Below are 21,252 nucleotides of genomic sequence, written 5' to 3' on the forward strand. Positions count from 1 at the left end.
GTGGTGCCGTACGTCTGACGGATGCGGGGCTTCAGCAGCTTGTCGGCGCCGCTACGGGGCAGCGCGTCGGTGAAGGAGGGCCGAGGGCGTGTCAGTTCTTCTCGAGGCCGAGCAGGCGCAGTGCGTTGTCCTTGAGGATGCGGGGCCTGACCTCGGGCTTGATGTCGAGCCTTTCGAAGTCGGCGAGCCACCGGTCGGGGGTGATGACCGGGTAGTCCGAGCCGAAGAGCACCTTGTCCTTGAGCAACGTGTTGGCGTAGCGGACCAGTTGTGGCGGGAAGTACTTCGGGGACCAGCCGGACAGGTCGATGTAGACGTTCGGCTTGTGGGTGGCCACGGCCAGGGCCTCGTCCTGCCAGGGGAAGGAGGGGTGCGCGAGGATGATCGGCAGATGGGGGAAATCGACGGCGACGTCGTCGATCAGCATCGGGTTCGAGTGCTTCAAGCGGACACCGCCGCCGCCGGGGACGCCGGCGCCGATGCCGGTCTGCCCGGTGTGGAAGAGGGCCGGCACCCCCAGTTCCTGGATTGCCTCGTACAGCGGGTAGGCCATGTGGTCGTCGGGGGAGAAGCCCTGCAGGCCCGGATGGAACTTGAAGCCCCGGACGCCGTACTCCTCGACCAGTCTCCTCACCTGGCGCACCGCCGCCCGGCCGCGCCACGGGTCGAGGGAGGCGAAGGGGATGAGGACGTCGCTGTGGGCGGCGCAGTCCTCGGCGACCTCCTCGTTGGGGATGGGCGGGTGGCCGAGCGCGTGTTCGGCGTCGACGGTGAAGACAACGGCGGCCATGTCGCGCTGCCGGTAGTAATCGGCCGTCTCGTCGATCGTGGGCTGGCGGTGGCCGTGGGCGGCGAAGTACTTCTCGGAGGCGGCCATCAGCTCGGGGCTGAGCGAGGGGTGGCCGGTGCGGGAGACCTCGGCGTGCGTGTGCACGTCGATTGCGGTGAGCCGGTCGGTGTCCATAGGGGTGTTCGGGGTGTTGACGCTGGTGCTCATGTCACTAGTCCGCGGGCGGCTTGGGGGCGGGGATGCCGTACGTCTCCGGCTCGGCGCCGACGCCGTCGGACCAGGACTCGGCGATGGCGTCGGCGGTCCAGCCGCCGTCGCGGAAGGCAGTCGCCTTCTCCCGGGGGTGGGCCCACAGGGCGAGGCGGTCCCCACCGACGCCGATCGCCTGTCCGGTGACGCCGCCCGAGGCGTCGGAGGCGAGGAAGACGATCAGGCCGGTGACGTCGTCGACGGTGCCCAGTCCCTCGTCCTTGCGCATCCAGTCGGGCAGGGGGGCGCCGGTGTGCTCGGACTCCTCGATGGCGGGCGCGAACGCCGGGATCGTCCTGGTCATCTCGGTGGCGGCGACCGGGATCACCGCGTTCACGGTGATCCCGGCCCGGGCCAGTTCCATCGCCCAGGTGCGGGCCATGGCGGCGATGCCGGCCTTGGCCGCCGCGTAGTTGGTCTGCCCGAAGTTGCCGCGTTGTCCGGCGGGCGAGCCGATCAGGACGATCCGTCCTCCCTCGCCCTGCTCCCGCATCCGGACGGCGGCGGCCCGGGCGCAGGTGAAGGTGCCGCGCAGGTGGACACGGACGACGTCGTCGAAGTCCTCGTCCGTCATCTTCCACAGCACCTTGTCGCGCAGGATGCCGGCGTTGGTGACCAGGACGTCGATACGGCCGAAACGTTCCACCGCGGCGGAGACCAGTTCCTCGGCGGCCTCGGTGATGCCGACCGGCGCGGTCACCCCGAACGCCTTGCCGCCGGCCGCCTCGACGGTCTTCACCGCCGCCTCGACGGCGCATTCGTCCACGTCGTTGACCACGACTGACGCCCCGGCGACGGCGAGCGCGCGGGCGTAGGCGAGCCCGAGCCCCCGACCACTGCCCGTCACCACGGCTACCTTGCCCGACAGGTCCATAGGGAACCACCTCTCATTGACAGGATTCCTGGCTATGCCGTCCAGTCTTGCGATCGGCAGGAAACCTGTCAATGGGCTACGGTGGACTTCCTCAGCGGACCGCCGAGCGGGCCCGCTCGCCAGCACCCACGAGGAGGGGCGCCATGACCGACGCCGTCGCACAGCCGACCGATCAGCAGGTGAAGTCGCCCTCTTCACTGCTCTACCTGGTCAAGCGCACCGAGCAGGTCGTGCGGGCCCGGCTGGAGCAGGTGCTCAAACCGGCTGGCGTGACCGCCCTGCAGTACACCGCGCTGACCGTCCTCGAACGACATGACGGCCTCACCGCAGCCCAGCTCGCCCGGGACTCCTTCGTCACCGCCCAGTCCATGGCCGACATGGTCCGCGCTCTCGAAGCCCGTGGCCATGTAGACCGTCGCCCCAACCCCGCCAACCGGCGCGAGCTGCTGATCGCGCTGACCGAGTCCGGGCGTCGGCTGCTGGCCCGGTACGAGCAGCCGGTGCGTGAGCTGGAGCAGCACATGACGGACGGGCTCGACGCCGAGCGGACCGCCCAGCTGCGGGCGGCGCTGGACCACGCGTGGCGCCAGCTCTCGTGACGTGACCCGGCCGTGCGCGGCAGACCTCGTGCCTGGTCGCGTCGGGGCCGGTCGAGAGGTCCGGAGAGCCGGGTCAGCCCGCGAGGAGACGGGTGATCTCGGCGGCGGAGGCCGCCACCCGGGCGCCGTAGGCGTGGCCGGGTGAGCCGGGCATGCGGAAGAGCGGGGCGACGACGCACACTGCGGCGACGATGTCCTCACCCTCACGCACCGGGGCGCTGACCGAGCCGAGTCCGGGGGTGCGCGTAGAGACGGATTCGACCCAGCCGTCGGGGCCGGTGAGCCCCCGCAGCGCGTGCGCGGCCGAGCCGCCCTCGGTCAGCGGCAGGCGCAGGCCGGCATCGAAGACCACGCGAAGTTCCGTGTGGGGAACGGTGCTCACGGCGCACACGCGGTCCGTCCCCGAGGGAACCCAGAGCTGGCTGGTCTCGTCGAGTTCTTTGGTGAGGCGGTCGAGACACGGGCGCGCGAGGGCGGTCAGCCGGCGGGGCTGCAGGCGCGGGCCCGGTCGGTACAGGCCCGCGTCGTCGCGGTGGAGCAGGCCGTGCGCGGTGAGCGCGCCGGCCAGGCGGTGCGTGGTGGAGGTCGTCATCGACAGTTCCTGGGCGATACGGGCGGCCGAGGAGGGGCGGTGCTCGCAGACGGCGACGATCGCCATGGCTTTGTCGAGCACGCCGACTCCGGTGTCGATTCCGTTGTCCCGCACGCTGGTCATGGCCCCGACGATATCCGGCGTCCGCCGCAGGCGGGACGGGAGGACGGCGCAGCCGCACGCCTCGGTCCGCCATCAGGCCGCCGAGGGCAGGACCAGCAGGCCCCAGGACAGCAGGGCCGCGGCGGCGACGACGTAGCCGGTGTACGCGAGCATCCTGCGCTGGAAGCGCTGGCGGTCCGGGACGATGGCGCTGCCCAGCACGAGGACACCGTTGCTGGAGAACGGGCTGACGTCGACGGTGGTCGCGCAGAAGCACAGGGCGAGGACCAGCGCGGTGACGGGCAGTTCGCCCGACGCCATGAGCGGGGCGGCGAGCTGCAGTGAGATGAGGATGATGCCGAAGGACGAACCGACGGCCGAGATCATGCCGACCGCGAGCAGGAGTACGAGCGCGGTCAGGAGCATCGAGGGCAGGTCGAGCGCCTTCTCGCCGAGGTACTCGATGGTCCCGTTGGCGGTCATGACCTCCATGTAGGTCATGACGCCGCAGACCATCAGGATCGCGGGCCAGCCGATCGCGCCGACGGACTCCCGGGTGAGGGCGGGGAAGGCGAGCAGCAGGGCCACCGACAGGAACGTGGCGGCGACGCCGACATCGACCCCCAGGAGCGCGGCCCCGAGCAAGGACCCGATCGCCGCGAGAGTGGTCCACTGGCCTGCCGTGACGCGGGAGGGGCCTGTGGCGGGGTCGGGGCCGGTCTCCGGGGCGCTGTCCGCTCCGCCGGACGACGCCGTGCGGGCGGCCGCACCCACCGTGGCCGGTGTCCGGGCCTTGGCCTCGGCCACCGTTTGGGCAGCGGTGCGCGTTGGCTGCCGCCGCAGCAGATGGCGGCCCATCGTCACGAAGGCCGTCACTGCGAGCAGGAGATTGAGTCCGAAGGGAACGATGAAGAGGGTGAGCGCGGAGATCGAGTAGCCCTGTTCGTCCAGAAGCTGCTGGATGCTGACGGAGTAGACCGTCACAGGGGAGAACGCGGCACCGAAGGCACCGTGTCCGAGCATCGCGCTCATCAGCAGCGGCTTGATGCCGAACCGCTTGGCCAACGGCATGGCGATCGGGGCCAGCATTCCGATGGCGAGGACGGCGCCCAGGGACATCAGGGCCGCCGCGAGCAGGAACATCATCCAGGCCACCGCCCAGGGCCTGCCGCCCACCAGGCGCAGCGAGCGCTCCAGGAGGAGGTCGACGGTGCCATTCGCGCGAGCCACGCCGAAGAGCAGTGTGATGCCGAGGACGGTGAGGAACATGTCGCCCGGGAAAAAGCCCTGGATCTCCTCCAGCGAAATGCCGGAGAGTCCGGAGCCGATCGCGAAGGCGCCGGCGAAGGCGAGCAGCCCGAGGTTGATGGGGCGCACTGTCGCCAGCGCGAAGGCCACCACCAACACGGCGATGGAGACGGCGTAGACCACGATGATCCTCCTTGATCGGTGGCGGGTGGGCGAAGGGTGATCCACGGTCCGCGGGACGCCAGGCAGGAGGGCGGCGCTGGAGAAGTCAGAGGGTCGCAGGAGGGCGGAAACCCGGCCGATCCCAAAAAATGGGAACGTCGTGCGGGGGTTGGGGATCTCGGGGGGAGGTTAGGCACATGGCCCAGCTGGTGACAACAGTCGTGCAGGCAGGTTTCCCACTCCGGAATCTCAGCGTCATCTGGCCCTTGTGGGTTTCCGTCGACTGACCTAGGGTCACCGCTGGATTCTCCGCGCACATCCCAAATAATGGGAACCTTTGGCGCCGATCGCACTTCGAGGGGCCGTTATGCAACTCACCCTTGCCGACAAAATCTGGCGCGACCACGTCGTCCGCAGCGCCGTCGGTGAACCCGACCTGCTCTACATCGACCTGCACCTGCTGCACGAGGTGAACACCCCGGTCGCCTTCGACAACCTGCGTGCCGCCGGACGCACGGTCCGCCGCCCGGACCTCACGCTGGCAACCGAGGACCACGCCACTCCGACCTTCACCGACCGGCCCTCGCTCGATGAGGTGCTCAGGCGCAGCCAGATGAAGCTGATCCGGGACAACTGCGCCGAGTTCGGCATCCAGATGTATCCCCTGGGCGACGCCCGTCAGGGCATCGTCCACGTCATCGGCCCCGAACTCGGCCTCGCACAGCCCGGCATGACCATCGTCTGCTGCGACTCCCACACCACCACCCACGGCGCTTTCGGCACGCTCGCCTTCGGCATCGGTGCCAGCCAGGTCGAGCACGTCCTGGCCACCCAGACGCTGCCGATGACAAAGATGAAGAACATGAGCGTCGACATCACCGGCAGTCTCGCGCCCGGTGTGACGCCGAAGGACGTCGTCCTCGCCCTCATCAACAAGACCGGGACGGGCCGCGGCGTCGGACACGTCATGGAGTTCCGTGGACCCGTCATCGAGGCGATGTCGATGGAGGGGCGGATGACGGTCTGCAACATGGCCGTGGAAGCGGGCTCGCGGGCCGGCCTCATCGCCCCGGACGAGACGACCCTCGCCTACCTCAAGGACCGCCCGCACGCCCCCAAGGGCGAGGACTGGGAACGCGAGGTCGCCCACTGGCGCACCCTGGCCACCGACCCGGGCGCCATCTTCGACTCAGCCGTCCACCTCGACGGCTCCGCACTCACCCCCTTCGTCACCTGGGGGATCAATCCCGCCCAGAGCGTTCCGCTGGGCGGGCGCGTCCCCGGCGTGGACGACTTCACCGACGACCGCGGCCGCCGCGCCGCCGCCCGCGCCTTGGAGTACATGGGCCTCACCCCCGGCACCGCCATGCGCGACCTCGCCGTGGACGCCGTCTTCATCGGCTCCTGCACCAACGGGCGCATCGAGGACCTGCGCGCCGCCGCCGAGGTGCTGCGCGGCCGCAAGGTCGCCGACGGCGTGGAGGTACTCCTCGTTCCCGGCTCGGCGGCCGTGCGCGCCCAGGCCGTCGCGGAAGGGCTGGAGGACGTCTTCAACGCCGCCGGCGTCGAACTGCGCTACCCCGGCTGCTCCATGTGCTGCGCCCTCAACGAGGACCGGCTCCGCCCCGGCCAGCGCGCCGCCTCCACCAACAACCGCAACTTCGAGGGGCGGCAGGGACGCGGTGCCCGCACCCACGTCGTCTCGCCCGAGGTCGCCGCCGCCACCGCCGTCGCCGGCCGTCTGGCCTCGCCCGCCGACCTGGCCGCCTGAGCGCATCCGAGCCCCACCGCCCGAGGAGAACCATGCAAGCCTTCACCGTGCTCACCGGCCGGGGCGTGCCGCTGCGCCGCTCCGACGTCGACACCGACCAGATCTTCCCCGGCCGCTTCGGCACCCGGACCACCGCGACCGGCTACGAGGACACCCTCTTCGCGGACTGGCGCGCCGAGCCCGGCTTCGTCCTCAACGACCCCCGGTACCGGGGCGCGACCATCCTCGTCGCCGGCTCGGACTTCGGCACCGGCTCCTCCCGCGAGTTCGCCGTCTGGGCCCTGCAGGACTACGGATTCCGCGTCGTCGTCTCCCCCCGCTTCGGAGACATCTTCCGCGGCAACGCCCTCAAGCGGGGCCTGCTCGCCGTCCGCCTGGACGCGCCCGTCGTCGAGCGTCTGTGGCAGCTTACGGAGGAGGACCCGGCGACGGAGATCACCGTCGACCTGGAGCGGCGCACCGTCACGGCGCCCGGCATCGACGTCCCCTTCGAAATCGACGACCACACCCGTGCCCGCCTGCTGGAGGGGCTCGACGACATCGCGGCCACCGAGCGGCACGCCGACGCCATCGCCGCTTACGAGAGCCGTCGCCGCCCCGCACTCCCCACCACCGGGGCCGTCCGCCATGGCTGAGCGGGACAAGGCCGCACCGGACCTGGACGCTCTGCGCCCGCGCCTGTTCGGAGGCGTCCCCGAGACGCTGGTCCGCCGCGCCGCCTTCCCCCGCCTCCCCGCCGACGATCTGCAATTCCTCCAGGACCAGCGGGACCTGACCTGCCTTCTCGCCGACGCGCTGGACGCACGCGGTGTCGGCGCGGTCGTCCCCGCCGCCGACCTCGGCCCGCTCGCGCCGCAACGGGCGGTCTGCGGCCAGGCCCTCACCCTGCGCTGTGAGCCCTACGGCGGCACACCGGCCGCGCACTACGCCCGCTCCAGCCCGGCCCTCGCGGGCGACCGCGACCTGTACGGCCTCGCCGTGCCGGGCGCCGGCGACATCGCCGTGATCACCGCGGACGGCGACACGCGTACCGCTGTCGCCGGCGATCTGTCGGCGGGCTTCGCGGCCGCGGCCGGGGTGGGCGGCATCCTCGTCGACGGCGCCGTCCGCGACGTCCGCGCCCTGCGCGCCGGCCCCGTTCCCGTCTGGGCGCGCGGTGTGACACCGCTCGCCGCCCGCTACCGCTGGCGCGCCGCCGAACTCAACGGGACCGTCACCCTCGCCGGGGCCCGCGTCGAAGCCGGGGACCTGGTCGCGGCCGACGCCAACGGGGTGTGCGTGGTCCCGTTCGGTTCCGTCCCCGAGGTGCTGGCCGACTGCCGCCGACTCGTCGCCGCCGAGGCGCACATGGCCTCGGCGCTCGCCGAGGCGGCCGCCGGCACCGTCACCTTCGAGCAGCTCATCACCCGGACGCGTGGCCGTCCGGTGCTCTGACCCGCTCCGACTCGCCCGTGCACGACCCCAGGAGGGGCCCATGACCACCACGTCCGCAGCGCCGCCGGCCGTCTCCGGACGGTCCTCGTCCCCGACGTCCGCCGTCCCCGCCGACTTCACGCTCGACGACCGCTACCTCGCCGACGAGGGCCGCGTCTACCTCACCGGCATCCAGGCGCTGGTCCGGATGCTGATCGACCGCGCCAAGCTCGACGCCCGTGCCGGAGTGCGTCCCGCGTCGTACGTCTCCGGCTACGAGGGCTCCCCGCTCGCCGGGTACGATCTGGAGATCGCCCGCCGTCGCAAGCTCCTCGACCCGCACGGCGTCGTCCACCAGCCGGGACTCAACGAGGAACTGGCCGCCACCGCCGTCGCGGGCACCCAGCTCGCGGGCGGCACGCTTTCCTTCCGCCACCCGGACGTCCGCGGCATCACCGGCTTCTGGTACGGAAAGGCCCCAGGCCTGGACCGCGCCGCCGACGCGATCCGCCACGCCAACCTCGCCGGCACCTCCCCGCACGGCGGCGCGGTGGCCCTCGTCGGCGACGACCCCTCCGCAAAGTCCTCCACGTTCCCGTGCTCGTCCGAGCTGAGCCTCGCCGACCTCCAGGTCCCGGCCCTCTACCCGGCCGACGCGCAGGAGGTGCTGGAGTACGCCCGGCACGCCGTCGAACTCTCTCGCGCCTCCGGACTGTGGACCGCCCTGAAGGTGGCCACCAACGTGGCGGACGGCGCCTCCACCGCCCACGTCACCCCCAACTGGACCGCCCCAGACATGACCAGCCTGGCCGGCGGGCGCAGGGCGTACGCCCACCAGCCGCACGCCCGCATGGTCGGTGCCGCGCTCGCGGGCCTGGAACAGAGCCTGTACGACACGCGCCTGCCCGTCGCCCTGGAGTACGTGCGCCGCAGCGGCCTCAACCGCATCGAGGGCTCGGCATCGCCTGGGGCCCGGATCGGCGTCGTCGCCTCGGGAAAGACCTGGCTCGACCTCCGCCAGGCCCTGCACGTACTGGGCCTGGACGACACCGAACTCGACCGCCGCGGCATCCGCCTCCTCAAACTCGCTTTCGTCCACCCCGTCGAGCCGACCGTGGTGCGGGAGTTCGCGTGCGGGCTGGAGGAGATCGTCGTGGTCGAGGACAAGCGGGCCTACCTTGAGACGGCCGTCAAGGACGCCCTGTACGGGATGACCGACGCGCCCGCCGTCGTCGTGGGCAAGACTGACCACACCGGCGCCCGCCTCCTGCCCGCCGCCGGCGAACTCGACCCGGACCTGGTGGCCACGGCCCTCGCACGCCGCCTCACCCCGTACGACATCCCGTCCGTCACCGCCTGGACGGAGAACCGCCCGCGCCCCCGGACCTCCCTCACCCTCCTCCCGCGCACCCCGTACTTCTGCTCCGGCTGCCCGCACAACTCCTCCACCAAGGTGCCCGACGGGATGGTCGTCGGCGGCGGCATCGGCTGCCACGGCATGGTGATGGGGATGCCCGAGAAGCAGGTCGGCGAGGCCGTCGGCATGACCCAGATGGGCGGTGAGGGCGCACACTGGATCGGCCTCTCGCCCTTCGTCGACGACCCGGGGTACGTGCAGAACCTCGGCGACGGGACCTTCGCCCACTCCGGTAGCCTCGCCGTGCGCGCGGCGGTCGCGGCTGGGGTGACGATGACCTACAAGCTGCTCTTCAACTCCACCGTCGCCATGACCGGCGGCCAGGACGCCGTCGGCGGGATGCCGCTCGACCGGGTGGTGCGGCTGCTCGCCGTCGAGGGCGCGGCGAGGGTCGTCGTGACGACGCAGGAGCCCCGGCGGGTGAGGCGGATACTGCGCGGGGCGGGCGTCCTGAGCCTTCCCGAGGTGTCCGTCCGCCACCGCGACGAACTCCTCGACGCCCAGCGCGAACTGGCCGCCGTGCCCGGCGTCACCGTCCTCGTCCACGACCAGGAGTGCGCCGCCGAACTGCGCCGCAAGCGCAAGCGCGGGAAGGCAGCCACCCCCGACCGGCGCGTGGTGATCAACGAACGGGTCTGCGAGGGGTGCGGTGACTGCGGGGAGAAGTCCAACTGCATGTCCGTACACCCCGTCGACACCCCGTTCGGCCGCAAGACTCAGATCCACCAGTCCTCCTGCAACCTGGACTTCAGCTGTCTCAAGGGAGACTGTCCGTCCTTCATGACGGTGGTCCCGGGGGAGCGGAAGCCCGGGACCACACGTACCGGAGCCCCCGCGGACGATTTGTCCGAGCCCGAACCGCGTGTCTCCGCCGACGAGTTCGCGATGCGGATCACCGGCGTCGGCGGCACCGGAGTCGTCACCGTCGCCCAGGTGCTGGCCACCGCCGGCTTCCTCGACGGCTACACCGTCCGCTCCCTCGACCAGACCGGCGTCGCCCAGAAGGGCGGAGCGGTCGTCTCCGACGTCAAGTTCGGCACGGCGCCCGACCTGGACCGCGCGGCCAAGATCGCGGCCGGCGAGTGCGACCTCTACCTCGGCTGCGACATCCTAGTCGCAGCCGACCCCGTCCACCTCAAGGGCGCCCGCTCCGACCGCACCGTCGCCGTCGTCTCCACCGCCGAGGTGCCCACCGGGCAGATGGTCGTCGACACCGGCACCGTCTTCCCCGATCAGAGCAGTGTCCGTGCCCAGTTCGAGGGCCGCTTCGCCGCCGCGCACTACCTTGACGCCGCGTCCGCCGCCGAGGAACTGCTCGGCGATCAGCAGTACGCCAACATGCTCCTCGTCGGCGCCGCCTACCAGGCCGGAGCCCTCCCCGTCAGTGCCAGCAGCTTGGAGCGCGCCATCCGCCTGAACGGCGCGAAGGTGGACGAGAACCTGCGCGCCTTCGCCCACGGCCGACAGCTCGCGGCAGCCCAGAACACCGGGGTGCACCAGAAGACGGACGACCGGGACACCCCCGGCCTGCCCGGACTCCTCGACCGGTTCCTTCCCGAGCTGACCGCCTATCAGAACGCCGCGTACGCCCGCTCCTACCGCGAGTTCGTCGAGACCGTGCGGGCACGGGAGGAAGCTGTGGCTCCCGGCAGCACCGTGCTGACGGAGGCCGTCGCCGCCGGCCTGTTCAAGCTCATGGCGTACAAGGACGAGTACGAGGTGGCCCGGCTCATCCTCGACCCGGCCGCCGAGGCCGACGTCACCGCCCGCTTCGGTCCGGGCAGCCGCGTCTCGTACCGCCTGCACCCACCGGTGCTGCGAGCATTGGGCATGAAGAACAAGATCTCCCTGGGTGCCTGGTCGCGCCCGGCCTTCCGCGGCCTGTACGCCATGCGCGGGCTGCGGGGAACGGCATGGGACCCCTTCGGACGTGCCCACGTCAGGCGCGTGGAGCGGGAACTCGTCGCCGAGTACCGGCAGACCATCACAGGCCTCCTGCCCGGCCTCACCGCCGGCACCCTCGGCACCGCCGCCGAGCTGGCGGCCCTGCCCGACATGGTGCGCGGCTACGAGGACGTCAAGCTGGCCCATGTGCGCGAGTACCGCGAGGCCGTGCGCGAGGCGGCGCTGAAGCTGCGGGACTGAACCGGAGGCGACGGCGGTGGCGGACCTCGACGCAACGGAGGTCCGCCACGCGCCACCAAATCGCCCGGGACCGTCGACGGACCGCCTCTCGCGGTCGGCAAGATGTCGGATTCGAGCCCTGAGGGGACCGTGCGAAGTCTCAGGAGACAGCCGCCACGAGGCGGAGTGGGCACCGGCTGCCCCAGTCCCCTGCGAAGCCCGGCGCCACCCGTCACGCAGCCTACCCGGCTTCGATCCCGTCGACCGGCCTGCCCGCGGAATGGCCACGACGAGCAGATAGGGCTGGCCCAAGTGTGATCGCGGAATCGACCCACGCTCTGCTCCGGCGGAATCTCGAACATTCTTGACACTCGACCTTTGCCACCGCCAAGAGCCACTGGGCGAGCTACTTCACGGTCATGAGAATCGCCGGCTTGGCTGACCGGCGATTCGCTGCTGCGTTGCCGCGCTCGTTCGGCCCTCCGGGGCTATCGAATCGTTGTAGGGCGTCGAAACAACTCTTGAACTGCGAATACGCAGGCAGGGAACCTACTTGTGGGGGACCCTCATCGGACGTGAGTGACGGTCCCGTCGAGCGTGACGTAGACCGCGTCGAGGTCACAGTCAGAGGCTTCGCGCCCGATGCTGAGCTACAGCGCGACAACGGCACCGCGAGCCGGCGGCGCCAGATCGTCGGCCAGAGCGAACAGGAACGGCAGGCTCGCCGCGGTGCAGCCGTTGCGTGACAACCGTCAGCCGTTCACGAAGTCTCTCCCCGCCAGGAATTCCATAACGAGTTCCGTCGGCTCTGGGTGATCGGACACTGCGAGGTCGGGCCCGGACGAGGCAAGCTTGCTCGAGATGGTCGAAGTTATTGTCGATGACGTACCCGCTCGTCCGCGAGCTGGCCGCCGCCGCTGCCCCTCCACGGGTGCCGGTGGCGGTGACGTGCCGGGTGCTCGGGCTGGCCCGCCAGCCCTACTACCGGTGGCTGGCCCGGCCGGTCACCGACACCGAGCTCGCCGGGGCATACCGGGCCGACGCCCTGGAGATGCGGCTCCAGATCCTGAGGGGTGACGGCATCTCATGGGGCTTGTGGCTTCCTTTGCTGTGTGTTCCCGCCGGGCGTCCCAGGGTGTGTACGAGCGCAGCAAGGAGCCGCGATGACCCAGCCCAGTGATCCGCGTGCCATCCCAGGCCCGCGAGACGGCTCCGCTGAACCACACGGGACCGTAGTCCCGGTGCCGCCCCGGCTCACCAAGGCGGTCATCCGCGACTTCCGGCTGCTCCGCAGAACTGAGCTGTCCTTCACGGACAAGGTGACACTGTGCGTCGGCCGCAACAACACGGGAAAGACCTCGCTGGCAAAACTGTTCGAATTCTTCGTGGCGAGGAAGAAGGCCGCGCTGCGCATCGAGGACTTCTCCGCCGACTGCTACGAGGAGTTCCTCGCCGCCCATCGCCTCTTCGCCTCGGGTGAGGCGGAGCAGGCGCGCGACACGGTTCCGGCAGTCACCCTCACCCTCCACATCTCCTACGAGAAGGACTGCGGCCAGTACGGACCCCTGGCCCCCTTCGTGGTGGACCTTGACCCCGACTGCTCCGAGGTGGTGATCAGGTTCGCCTTCGGGTTGGGGGACGGTGCCCTGAAGGAGTTCTTCGGCGGCGTGCCGGTGGGGCCGGATGCCAGGGCCACGCTTGAGCAGCTGGGCAGAGGTATCCCGAAGCACTTCGAGATGTCGGTGATGGCGGTCGACCCGGCCGATGAGGCGAACGTCCGACCGGTCGACCTCGCGGACGTGCGCACCCTGGTGAGGGTGGACTTCGTCGAGGCGCAGCGAGGGCTGGACGACGGGAGCGACGGGCATGCCGCACCAATCGGAGCGGTCTTCGAGCAACTGCTGACCGCGGCGGAGAACGGCCTCGGTACGCGGAACTTGGTGATGATTCTGCTCAGGCTCTTCACCTGCTACCGCGACCACACGGCGACCTCTCCGGAGTCGGGGATCCACCTCGTCTTCCTGGAGGAACCGGAGGCCCATCTGCATCCGCAGATGCAGGAGGCGTTCATCCAGCGACTCACGTACTCCGTCAATCTGTCCCCCGGATCGACGCGTAGATGAGAGCGACGATGCCCGGGCAAAGGGGAGCGGTCGAGGAGAGCAGCACCGCAATCGACAGCAGCCCCCGGTGGAACGCTCAGTTCGTGGTGACCACCCACTCGGCACACGTGGCCAACCGGGGACACTTCTCCGACATCCGGTACTTCCGGAAGGAGGAGGACACCGTGGAGAGCGGAAGCGAGCCGGGGCCGGCCCGCACCGTCATCAAGGACCTGTCCCAGGTGACCGGCGACGAGAGGTTTCTCCGCAAGTACCTGACCCCCTCACCCGGGCCGACCTCTACTTCGCGGACAAGGCCATCCTCGTCGAGGGCGCCAGCGAGCGTATCTTCGTGCCGGCTGCGGAGGAGAAGCTGGCGGCGAGGAGGCCCGGAGAGACGCCCCAGCACCAGTACGTGACCTTGATGGAGGTCGGAGGGGCGCATGCCCACAGGTTCTATCCGCTGCTGAAGGTTCTCGGGATTCCAGCCCTGATCATCACGGATCTTGATCCCGTCGACGACAGGGAGCCCAAGATCCGCAAATGTCTGGTGTCCGAATCCGGACGCACGTCCAACCAGTCCATCAGGGCGTGGTCCCCCGAGATGGCCGACATCACGGTGGCCGAGCTGCTGCAGCGGGCCGAGAGGGACCCGCCGATCGCCGGCGGCAGCATGTGCCTCGCCTACCAGGTGCCGGAGGAGCCCGGCGGTCCGTGCGGCCGCACTTTCGAGGACGCCTTCGCGCTGGCCAACCGGGCCCGGTTCGGTATTTCCACAGGTGGGGCTCCTGCCGAGGAACTGGAACAACAGGCCCGTAGCAGCGTGGAGACCAGGCGCAGCAAGGTCGACTTCGCCCTCGACCATGTCCTCGGAGACCACGACTGGCAGGTCCCGAAGTACATCAGGCGCGGCCTCGAGTGGCTCATGGCACAGGACGGGACGGCGACGAAGGCGGACGTCCAGTGACGACGGAGGCGGAAGATGTCACGCACGCGATCCTGACGGCTCTCCAGGCGGGCCGTCACTTCAAGGTGGAGGTCGGTGCCGGTGCGGGCAAGACCAGCTCACTGATCGAGGCGCTCCAGAGCATCCTGGCTGATCGCCCCCGCTACCTCCCGCGGCCCCACCAGCGCATCGCCTGCGTCACCTACACCAATGTGGCCCGCGACGAGATCATCAGCCGTACCGACCGCAGCCCGTACGTGTTCGCCGAAACCATCCATGGTTTCCTGTGGCAGCTGCTCTCCCCTTTCAGCAAGCACTTGTTGCGCCACATCGTCGAGCTGGACATCATGCTGTCGAAGATGGAGGGCCACACCTCACTGGACGGCTACACCGTCGAGTACAGCACCGGCTTTCAGAAAGTGGACCACGACAGCCGTCGCGTGCAGCTGGGTCACAACGATCTGCCCGTCCTCGCGAGGGCGTTTTTCGCCCTTCCCAAGTTCCGGGCTCTGGCTGCCGACCGGTTCCCGATCGTCTTTGTGGACGAGTACCAGGACACCCCCGCCGGTCTGGCGGAGGCCATGCTGGGCACGCCGGGCGATGAGGCCACCGCGCGCGGCCCCCTCTGCGGCTTCTTCGGGGACCATTGCCAGCAGATCTACGACAACGCGTGCGGGGCGCTTGAGGACGCCCGCCCGATCCCGGTCTTCAGACGGCGCAATCGGCGCTCGCAGCGCGCCGTCGTGAACCTCTTGAACACGATGCGTCCCGAATTGACGCAGACCATGGCGTCAGGAGTTGGCGAGGGCACCGTCGCCATCTATCACACCAACGAATGGGCCGGGACGAGGCTCACCCACCACCGGAAGGGTCAGCTCGGCTGGGACGCGGCCCACGCGGCTCGGAAACGGGTACTGGACGACGCCCGCGAACGGTTATGGAGCACCGGGGCATCCGGTCACGATGCCCAGGCGCGGGCGGAGGAGCCGAGCACGAAGATCCTCATGCTCACGCACGAGACGATCGCCGGCGAACTGGGATAATAGAAGCTCCACGGGGCCTTTCGGCGTAACGATTCCTACGTGAGGAAGGAGGACCACGCCATGGCCTTCTTCATGGACACGCTGGAACCGGCCCTGCTCCACCACCGGAACAAGCGCTACGGCGCGATGTTCGACGCACTCGACCCCCGTGGCCGCCCACCCATCAACTCGTCGGCCGACAAGCAGGAATGGATGGCGTCCCTGACGAAACTGGGGGAGGCCCGCAAGACGGGAACGGTCGGCGACGTCCTCGACCTCTGTCTTGAGCAGCAGCTCTTCGACGGCCTGGGGAAGGTGCGCGAGCGTCACCGGAAGGCCGTGTCACCATCCGGCACCGACCCGCAGGCTGTGAGTGACGACAGGGCCGCAGCCCGGGCGGCGGCGCGGTCGAAGGAGTACCAACAACTGCGCCAAGTGCCGTACGCGGAGTTGCTGGCGTTGAGCGAGCACCTCGGCGGCGGCACGCCCTTCGCCACACAACACGGAGTCAAGGGACTGGAGCTCAACCGGGTCCTCGCCGTGGTCAGCAAGGGACACTCCCGCTTCCAGATCCCCGAGATGCTAGCTAACTTCTCCCGGCGCGACGAACTCATGGACAAGGAACTGGAGGCGTTTATCAGGGCACGCAACCTGAACCGCTCCGGGTCTGATGGAGGCTCGATTCCCTGAGAGGATCGAGTCATGGCACGTCCGTCCCCCTACCCGCCCGAGCTTCGTGAGCGTGCGGTGCGCATGGTCGCGGAGATCCGCCCGAACTACCCGACCGAGTGGGCCGCGATGAAGGCGGTCGCAGCCAAGCTGGGGATCGGTGCGGCTGAGACGGTGCGGACCTGGGTCCGCAAGGCCGAAGTCGACGGCGGCCAGCGTCCCGGCGTCACGTCCGAGGAGGCCGCGGAGATCAAGCGGCTGCGGGCCGAGAACGCCGAGCTGCGGCGGGCCAACGAGATCCTGAAGGCGGCGTCGGCTTTCTTCGCGGCCGAGCTCGACCGGCCCTCGAAACGCTCGTAGCGTTCATCGACGCACACCGCCAGGTGTTCGGAGTCGAGCCGATCTGCCGTGTTCTGACCAGCCACGGACTGAAGATCGCAACGAGCACCTACTACGCCGCCAAGAACCGCGCCCCCAGCGCCCGGTCTGTCCGCGACGCCGAACTGAAGACGCAGATCAGCCGTGTCCACACGGACAACTTCAGTGTCTACGGCGTGCGGAAAGTCTGGCGGCAACTGCACCGCGAGGGCATACCGGTGGCACGCTGCACCGTCGCACGGCTGATGCGCGACCTCGGCCTGGAGGGCGCCCGACGCGGCAAGAAGGTCCGCACCACCATCCGGGACGACGGCCAGGACAGGGCTGGTGACCTGCTCCGGCGCGACTTCACCGCGTCACGTCCGAACGAGCGGTGGGTGGCCGACTTCACCTACGTTGCCACCTGGTCCGGGATCGTCTACGTCGCGTTCGTCGTAGACGTCTTCTCCCGCACGATCGTGGGCTGGTCCGCGGCCACCAGCAAGCGGGCCAAGCTCGTACTCGATGCCCTGGATATGGCGTTGTGGCGTCGGGACCGTGCCGGAACTCCCGCCGGACCAGGGCTGGTGCATCACTCGGATGCGGGCAGCCAGTACACGTCTTTCGCGTTCACCGCCCACCTTCTCGAGGCCGGCATCGACGCTTCGATCGGCACCGTCGGCGACGCCCTGGACAACGCACATGGAGTCCCAGATCGGCCCGTACAAAACGGAGTTGATATAACCGCGGAAGCCCTGGCACGGCCTTGCCGACGTCCAACTCGACACCGCGGAATGGGTCGACTGGTTCAACAATCAGCGCCTCCACTCCGCGATCGGAGACGTCCCGCCCCACGAACACGAAACCAACTACTACGCTCAACACCAGCCCCAACCGGCGGCTGGCGTCAACGCATAGAGCCTCCACCGATCCCGGAGCGGTTCAACCTCTTCTACGTGGCATGCTCACGGGCCAGAGAGCATTTGGCCATCTTCTTCAACACCAAACTTGAGCCCGCTGCACTGGATACCCTCCGGGAGTGGGTCGGCGAGTCCCGGATCACGTCGCTGCGGTTCGATGGGGATACGGTGGTGGGTGGCGAATGAGGGACGAGTCAGGCCGGACGGAGCCCCGGGCCAACCCCAACAAGGGATGCCCTGGGTTGCTGGTCGCCCGGATGCGATCGCCTCATGACGACCTCGGGCAGCTTCCGGCCGCCAAAGATCACGGAGGAGGTGGGCGAAGGTCGGAGCGCCCCGCAGTCGCTCAGCCGTGAGCTCGTGTATCTCGACTGGCCCTGGGCCGCATCCAGGGTTGAGCAGGGTCGAGAACTCTCCGGACCGTTCGCCTTCCGGGCTGATCGTCACCACCGCGACGGACAGCACTCGGTCCCGGCCACCGGCGTCACGGTCCGCGACGGCATGCGTCAGGAGGTCTTCCGCCCGCTCCCCATCCACCTCGGCGCGCTGGACGAGACCCTGAAGTGGGGCGGCGAAGCCGTCCGAGGCGGCCGATACCCGCATCGACGTCGAGCTGACGGTTCAGGACGGCACGCCGCACCTCTGTCTCGGCCTTGACAGGGTGGACGTCCGGGCGGCTTGCGACGACGTCGCTGTGCCCGTTCCCCACCGATGAATCCGTAGATCACTTCACAACATTCCAGGAGAACCCCTGAGCAAGAACGGGTCTGGTGCAGCTTTGGGTGACAGGCTGACCTGCCCCACGACTCAGGTTCCAGTTTTGGTGGCTAACTGACAGCCCTTCACGGAAGGCTGGCAGTCATGCCTCGTCCCTATCCTCCGGAGTTCCGGGCGCGTGCCATCGCGCTGGTCCGAGCTGGCAAGCAGGCCAAACAGACGGCGGGGGAGCTCGGCATCCATCCCGTCACGTTGTCGAAGTGGTTGCGGCAAGACGACATCGACACCCGGGCGATCCTCGTTGAAGTCGGTCGGCGCAAGATGGTCGGCGGCCAGGAGGACATGATCACGGACGTCGCGCTCGACCTTGCTGCGGCCGGTCCCGTCCTGACCGGGAGCGATCGGTGCGGCACCTGCGGCTGCTCGTCGGAGGCGGCGTCATCGCGACCAGTGGTCGGACAGCACGTCCGCGGTGAGCCGGCCGGCTCCATCGCAAGTTCCCGGCCCTGGCAAGCATGAAGTGAATGAAAGGCGCACAACGCCTTTATAGGCAGCGTCCTGATGCTGACTTTTGCTGACTTTGCAGGGCTTGTAAGGCTCTGACCTGCGGAAACGCTGGCTGATGCAATAGTTCTGGAACTGGATCGGGCGCTCCCAGGAGGAGATCGTACAAGCACGCCGGGACTGGATGGAAGGCACACGCTTCGGCGAGGTCAAGGGGTACGACGGTGCCCCGCTGCCCGCCCCCGAGCTACCGGCAGTCCCATTGAAGCCTCGTGGAAGACTCCGTTGACCTGCGGACATGCCTGAGCTGGGCGGCTGTTGAGCGGTATGTGCTCCGGTGTCGCCCGCCACGACTGCAATCGCTGGCGGAAGAGCGCCTCAGTGGGATCGCAGGGCTGAATCCGCATGGAGGGCGATTCCGAAGTGTGGCCATCCGTGGGCAGCCGTGGCAGGACACTTGCTGACCTCATGCTGACTTCCCTGACGTGGCGTCAGGTACGGCCGATTGGCTCTGTCCGTCTTTCCGGCGGGTGGCGTGATCTTGTTGCTGAGGGCCCGCGGTCGGACGAATGCCGACTCCCGCACCTCCGGGCTCCGCCACGTTGGAGCGTCAGGCTTTCGCTGCATGGCGTTGTAGAGAGGTGACAAGGTCGAACATCGTTCACAGGTTTCACGCGGACTTACAGGGAGGCCGATCGAGAGTGCCAATAGATTCTCGCGTGCTGGCCGTGTGGCGCCTCAGCGCTCCGTGACGATGATGATTGGGGCGATGCCCTCGACAGGAACCGTAGTCCCCGCAACCATCCCTGCGGCGCGGGGAGCAGGGCATCGCCTAGTCCGGAAGCACAGCCATCCTGGGGCTACCCCCGCGCCCGCGGGGGTAGCCCCAGGCGTATGGAACCGCTTGGCTGCGGGAGCATCCGAGGACTCAGGCATGGAGAGTAAATACGTACATGCCTTGAGTTCCACCCGCGACGAGATCGTGACTGGTTGCCCAAGCGCAGGTGAGTAGTTGCCCCTCGGTCCGGGCGATGGCTACGGTGCGTCCTTCGGGGGCGTTCCAGACCCTTACCGTGGAGTCGGCGCTGGTGGTGGCGATCCAGCGTCCGTCAGGGGATATCGCCACCGATGTCACGGGGCCGGTATGGCCGGTGAGTGTGGCGGTGCAGGTTCCCGAGGTCGGGTCCCAGATGCGCACCTCGCGGTCCTCCCCGGTGGTGGCGACCCAGGATCCAGCGGGGGAGAACGCCACGGACGTCACTGAGCCGGTGTGCCCTCGAAGGACGGTTACGCTGTTCCTGGTCGTCGGGTCCCAGATTCGCACGACCGCGTCTTGCCTGCCGACGGTGGCGACCCAAACTCCGTCGGAGGAGATCGCCACCGATCTTACCGGCTTGCTGTGAGCGGTGAGGGTGCTGGTGCGGGTTTCGGTGTCTCCGTCCCACACCTCCAGCGTCCCCGCATCCGTGCCGGCGGCAATCCATGTGCCGTCGGGTGCGATCGCCACGGCTGTCGCCTTGCTGCCGTGGCGGTCCCCGACGGTGGTGCGGAGATTGCCGGTGGCCATTTCCCAGATCTTCACGCGGTCGTCGTATTTAGAAGTGGTGGCAACCCAGGCGCCGTTCGGCGATACGGCAAGCGACGTCGTGGAGTGATCGCTCTCAGTCAGAGTAGCTGTGCAGACACGGGTCGTCCGGTTCCAAATCTGCACCTTCCGGCCGGCTGTGGCGATCTGGGTTCCGTCCGAAGATGCTGCCGTCACCATCACATGGCCGCTGTGCGGGGTCTCCGGCCCCACCGACTCTTCGTCGTGATCCCAGATCCGCACTGACCCGTCGCTGCCGCCGGTCAGGATCCAGCGTCCGTCGGGGGATATCGCCAGCGACGTCACGGAGCCGGCATGGCCCGCAAGAGTGGCGGTGCAATCACCGGTGCTCATGTCCCAGACTTCTACCGATCCGTCACGGCTGCCTGTGACCAGCCAGGTTCCGTCCGGGGAAAGCGCGGCAACCACCCCTCTGAAGCTGGGCCCGCCGAAGAATGACTGCTCCGCATCTACGAATTCGTATTGGTGCCATGTCCGGACCCACCCGTCGTCGCTGCCGCTTACGGCGAGCCGGGTACCGTCGCGGGAGAGCACTGCCGAGCGCGTACCCCTGTGCGCGGTCAGGGTGATGGAGGATCCAGTGGCCTGTTCCCATAGTCGAACCGATCCATCGCCGACGGTGGCGAGCCATGCCCCGCCCGGGAAGATCGCTACAGAGTCCACGGACTGGGTATGACCTGAAGTGCCGGTAAGCGTAGTGGGTCGGGACCCACCTGTCGGATCCCAGATCCGTACTGCCCCGTCACTGCCACCCGTGGCCAGCCAAAGTCCGTCGGAGGAGACGGCCACCGAGCGTACTCCGCCCTTGTGCGCCGGGATGGTATCGGTGCAGGTACCAGTGGCTCGGCTCCAGATCCGCACAGTGCCGTCGCTTCCGCCGGTGGCCAGTCGGGTTCCGTCCGGGAAAATGGCCACCGAGGTGAACCTGCCCTTTGGGGAGGTAACTGCCTGTTCTCTATCCGCTCGCGTGGTCGGGCAGGTTCGAACGGGGTCCTGATTCGGATGAGTTGTCCGGGTCGGGTGCATGAAGGAAGGGCCTCTTGGTAGCTCGCGGATGTCGAGTCCAGC

General features: G+C 69.0%; 16 protein-coding genes and 3 pseudogenes. 13 read left to right on the forward strand and 6 right to left on the reverse strand.

Going from position 1 to position 21,252, the window contains the following annotated elements; all coding sequences use genetic code 11:
* Positions 1-91: 91 nt before the first annotated feature.
* Both QC283_RS08665 and QC283_RS08670 read right to left on the reverse strand, forming a co-directional pair.
* Positions 92-964 carry an amidohydrolase family protein gene (locus QC283_RS08665; RefSeq protein ID WP_279560809.1) on the reverse strand — a complete coding sequence of 291 codons (873 nt, stop codon included), beginning with the start codon at positions 962-964 and terminating at the stop codon, positions 92-94.
* Positions 965-1,001: 37 nt separating this feature from the next.
* Positions 1,002-1,913: an SDR family NAD(P)-dependent oxidoreductase gene (locus QC283_RS08670; protein ID WP_279560772.1), complete on the reverse strand. Its 912-nt coding sequence runs from the start codon at positions 1,911-1,913 to the stop codon at positions 1,002-1,004.
* A 143-nt stretch (positions 1,914-2,056) separates the two neighbouring features.
* On the opposite strand from QC283_RS08670, the gene QC283_RS08675 reads away from it, so the two are divergent.
* Positions 2,057-2,512, forward strand: coding sequence for a MarR family winged helix-turn-helix transcriptional regulator (locus tag QC283_RS08675; protein ID WP_279560773.1), 456 nt, complete (start codon positions 2,057-2,059; stop codon positions 2,510-2,512).
* 73 nt (positions 2,513-2,585) lie between these two features.
* Here the strand turns inward: QC283_RS08675 and QC283_RS08680 are convergent, their stop codons facing one another.
* Positions 2,586-3,227: an IclR family transcriptional regulator gene (locus QC283_RS08680; RefSeq protein WP_279560774.1), complete on the reverse strand. Its 642-nt coding sequence runs from the start codon at positions 3,225-3,227 to the stop codon at positions 2,586-2,588.
* 72 nt (positions 3,228-3,299) lie between these two features.
* Entirely contained in the window at positions 3,300-4,637 is a 1,338-nt protein-coding gene (locus tag QC283_RS08685; protein WP_279560775.1) for an SLC13 family permease, read from the reverse strand.
* A 346-nt stretch (positions 4,638-4,983) separates the two neighbouring features.
* Between QC283_RS08685 and leuC the strand changes: the two genes are divergently transcribed.
* The 10 genes and pseudogenes from leuC (at position 4,984) to QC283_RS08735 (ending at position 17,355) form a co-directional block, all read left to right on the forward strand.
* Positions 4,984-6,387 carry a 3-isopropylmalate dehydratase large subunit gene (gene leuC / locus QC283_RS08690; RefSeq protein ID WP_279560776.1) on the forward strand — a complete coding sequence of 468 codons (1,404 nt, stop codon included), beginning with the start codon at positions 4,984-4,986 and terminating at the stop codon, positions 6,385-6,387.
* Between the two features lie 32 nt (positions 6,388-6,419).
* Positions 6,420-7,022, forward strand: coding sequence for a 3-isopropylmalate dehydratase small subunit (gene leuD, locus QC283_RS08695; RefSeq protein WP_279560777.1), 603 nt, complete (start codon positions 6,420-6,422; stop codon positions 7,020-7,022).
* Positions 7,015-7,821 (forward strand): RraA family protein, encoded by an 807-nt coding sequence (locus tag QC283_RS08700; RefSeq protein ID WP_279560778.1) that lies wholly within the window; start codon positions 7,015-7,017, stop codon positions 7,819-7,821. The genes leuD and QC283_RS08700 overlap by 8 nt, the downstream gene beginning before the upstream one ends.
* 40 nt (positions 7,822-7,861) lie before the next feature.
* Complete coding sequence (locus tag QC283_RS08705; RefSeq protein ID WP_279560779.1) at positions 7,862-11,362, forward strand: indolepyruvate ferredoxin oxidoreductase family protein; 3,501 nt, start codon at positions 7,862-7,864, stop codon at positions 11,360-11,362.
* A gap of 859 nt (positions 11,363-12,221) precedes the next feature.
* The gene (locus tag QC283_RS08710) at positions 12,222-12,521 is read left to right on the forward strand and encodes a hypothetical protein (RefSeq protein WP_279560780.1); all 300 of its coding nucleotides are present in this window, start codon (positions 12,222-12,224) and stop codon (positions 12,519-12,521) included.
* A 61-nt stretch (positions 12,522-12,582) separates the two neighbouring features.
* Positions 12,583-13,464, forward strand: a complete 882-nt coding sequence (locus QC283_RS08715) for an ATP-dependent nuclease (RefSeq protein ID WP_279560781.1) — start codon at positions 12,583-12,585, stop codon at positions 13,462-13,464.
* Positions 13,465-13,531: 67 nt separating this feature from the next.
* Complete coding sequence (locus QC283_RS08720) at positions 13,532-14,410, forward strand: ATP-dependent endonuclease (protein ID WP_336620634.1); 879 nt, start codon at positions 13,532-13,534, stop codon at positions 14,408-14,410.
* Positions 14,407-15,432: a UvrD-helicase domain-containing protein gene (locus QC283_RS08725; protein WP_279560783.1), complete on the forward strand. Its 1,026-nt coding sequence runs from the start codon at positions 14,407-14,409 to the stop codon at positions 15,430-15,432. Before QC283_RS08720 ends, QC283_RS08725 begins: the two co-directional genes overlap by 4 nt.
* A gap of 39 nt (positions 15,433-15,471) precedes the next feature.
* Positions 15,472-16,101: a hypothetical protein gene (locus QC283_RS08730; protein WP_279560784.1), complete on the forward strand. Its 630-nt coding sequence runs from the start codon at positions 15,472-15,474 to the stop codon at positions 16,099-16,101.
* 12 nt (positions 16,102-16,113) lie between these two features.
* A pseudogene (locus QC283_RS08735) lies at positions 16,114-17,355 on the forward strand (IS3 family transposase).
* A 323-nt stretch (positions 17,356-17,678) separates the two neighbouring features.
* Here the strand turns inward: QC283_RS08735 and QC283_RS39540 are convergent.
* Positions 17,679-17,960: pseudogene (locus tag QC283_RS39540) on the reverse strand (hypothetical protein); the annotation flags it as partial.
* A gap of 258 nt (positions 17,961-18,218) precedes the next feature.
* Between QC283_RS39540 and QC283_RS39545 the strand changes: the two are divergent.
* Both QC283_RS39545 and QC283_RS08750 read left to right on the forward strand, forming a co-directional pair.
* A complete protein-coding gene (locus tag QC283_RS39545) occupies positions 18,219-18,593 on the forward strand; it encodes a transposase (protein ID WP_443032573.1) in 375 nt (124 codons plus the stop codon).
* Between the two features lie 112 nt (positions 18,594-18,705).
* Positions 18,706-18,867: pseudogene (locus QC283_RS08750) on the forward strand (pirin family protein); the annotation flags it as partial.
* Between the two features lie 639 nt (positions 18,868-19,506).
* On the opposite strand, the gene QC283_RS08755 reads toward QC283_RS08750, so the two are convergent.
* On the reverse strand, positions 19,507-21,210 hold the full coding sequence (locus tag QC283_RS08755; protein WP_279560810.1) for a WD40 repeat domain-containing protein: 1,704 nt from the start codon (positions 21,208-21,210) through the stop codon (positions 19,507-19,509).
* Positions 21,211-21,252 lie beyond the last annotated feature (42 nt).

The sequence above is a fragment of the Streptomyces sp. DH41 genome (assembly GCF_029813785.1).
Taxonomy (GTDB): domain Bacteria; phylum Actinomycetota; class Actinomycetes; order Streptomycetales; family Streptomycetaceae; genus Streptomyces.

What these genes read in the sequence shown, in the direction of transcription:
- QC283_RS08665 (WP_279560809.1), bottom strand. Translation starts at nt 964, where the DNA reads ATGGACACCGACCGGCTCACCGCAATCGACGTGCACACGCACGCCGAG.
- QC283_RS08670 (WP_279560772.1), bottom strand. Translation starts at nt 1,913, where the DNA reads ATGGACCTGTCGGGCAAGGTAGCCGTGGTGACGGGCAGTGGTCGGGGG.
- QC283_RS08675 (WP_279560773.1), top strand. Translation starts at nt 2,057, where the DNA reads ATGACCGACGCCGTCGCACAGCCGACCGATCAGCAGGTGAAGTCGCCC.
- QC283_RS08680 (WP_279560774.1), bottom strand. Translation starts at nt 3,227, where the DNA reads ATGACCAGCGTGCGGGACAACGGAATCGACACCGGAGTCGGCGTGCTC.
- leuC (WP_279560776.1), top strand. Translation starts at nt 4,984, where the DNA reads ATGCAACTCACCCTTGCCGACAAAATCTGGCGCGACCACGTCGTCCGC.
- leuD (WP_279560777.1), top strand. Translation starts at nt 6,420, where the DNA reads ATGCAAGCCTTCACCGTGCTCACCGGCCGGGGCGTGCCGCTGCGCCGC.
- QC283_RS08700 (WP_279560778.1), top strand. Translation starts at nt 7,015, where the DNA reads ATGGCTGAGCGGGACAAGGCCGCACCGGACCTGGACGCTCTGCGCCCG.
- QC283_RS08705 (WP_279560779.1), top strand. Translation starts at nt 7,862, where the DNA reads ATGACCACCACGTCCGCAGCGCCGCCGGCCGTCTCCGGACGGTCCTCG.
- QC283_RS08710 (WP_279560780.1), top strand. Translation starts at nt 12,222, where the DNA reads ATGACGTACCCGCTCGTCCGCGAGCTGGCCGCCGCCGCTGCCCCTCCA.
- QC283_RS39545 (WP_443032573.1), top strand. Translation starts at nt 18,219, where the DNA reads ATGCCTCGTCCCTATCCTCCGGAGTTCCGGGCGCGTGCCATCGCGCTG.
- QC283_RS08755 (WP_279560810.1), bottom strand. Translation starts at nt 21,210, where the DNA reads ATGCACCCGACCCGGACAACTCATCCGAATCAGGACCCCGTTCGAACC.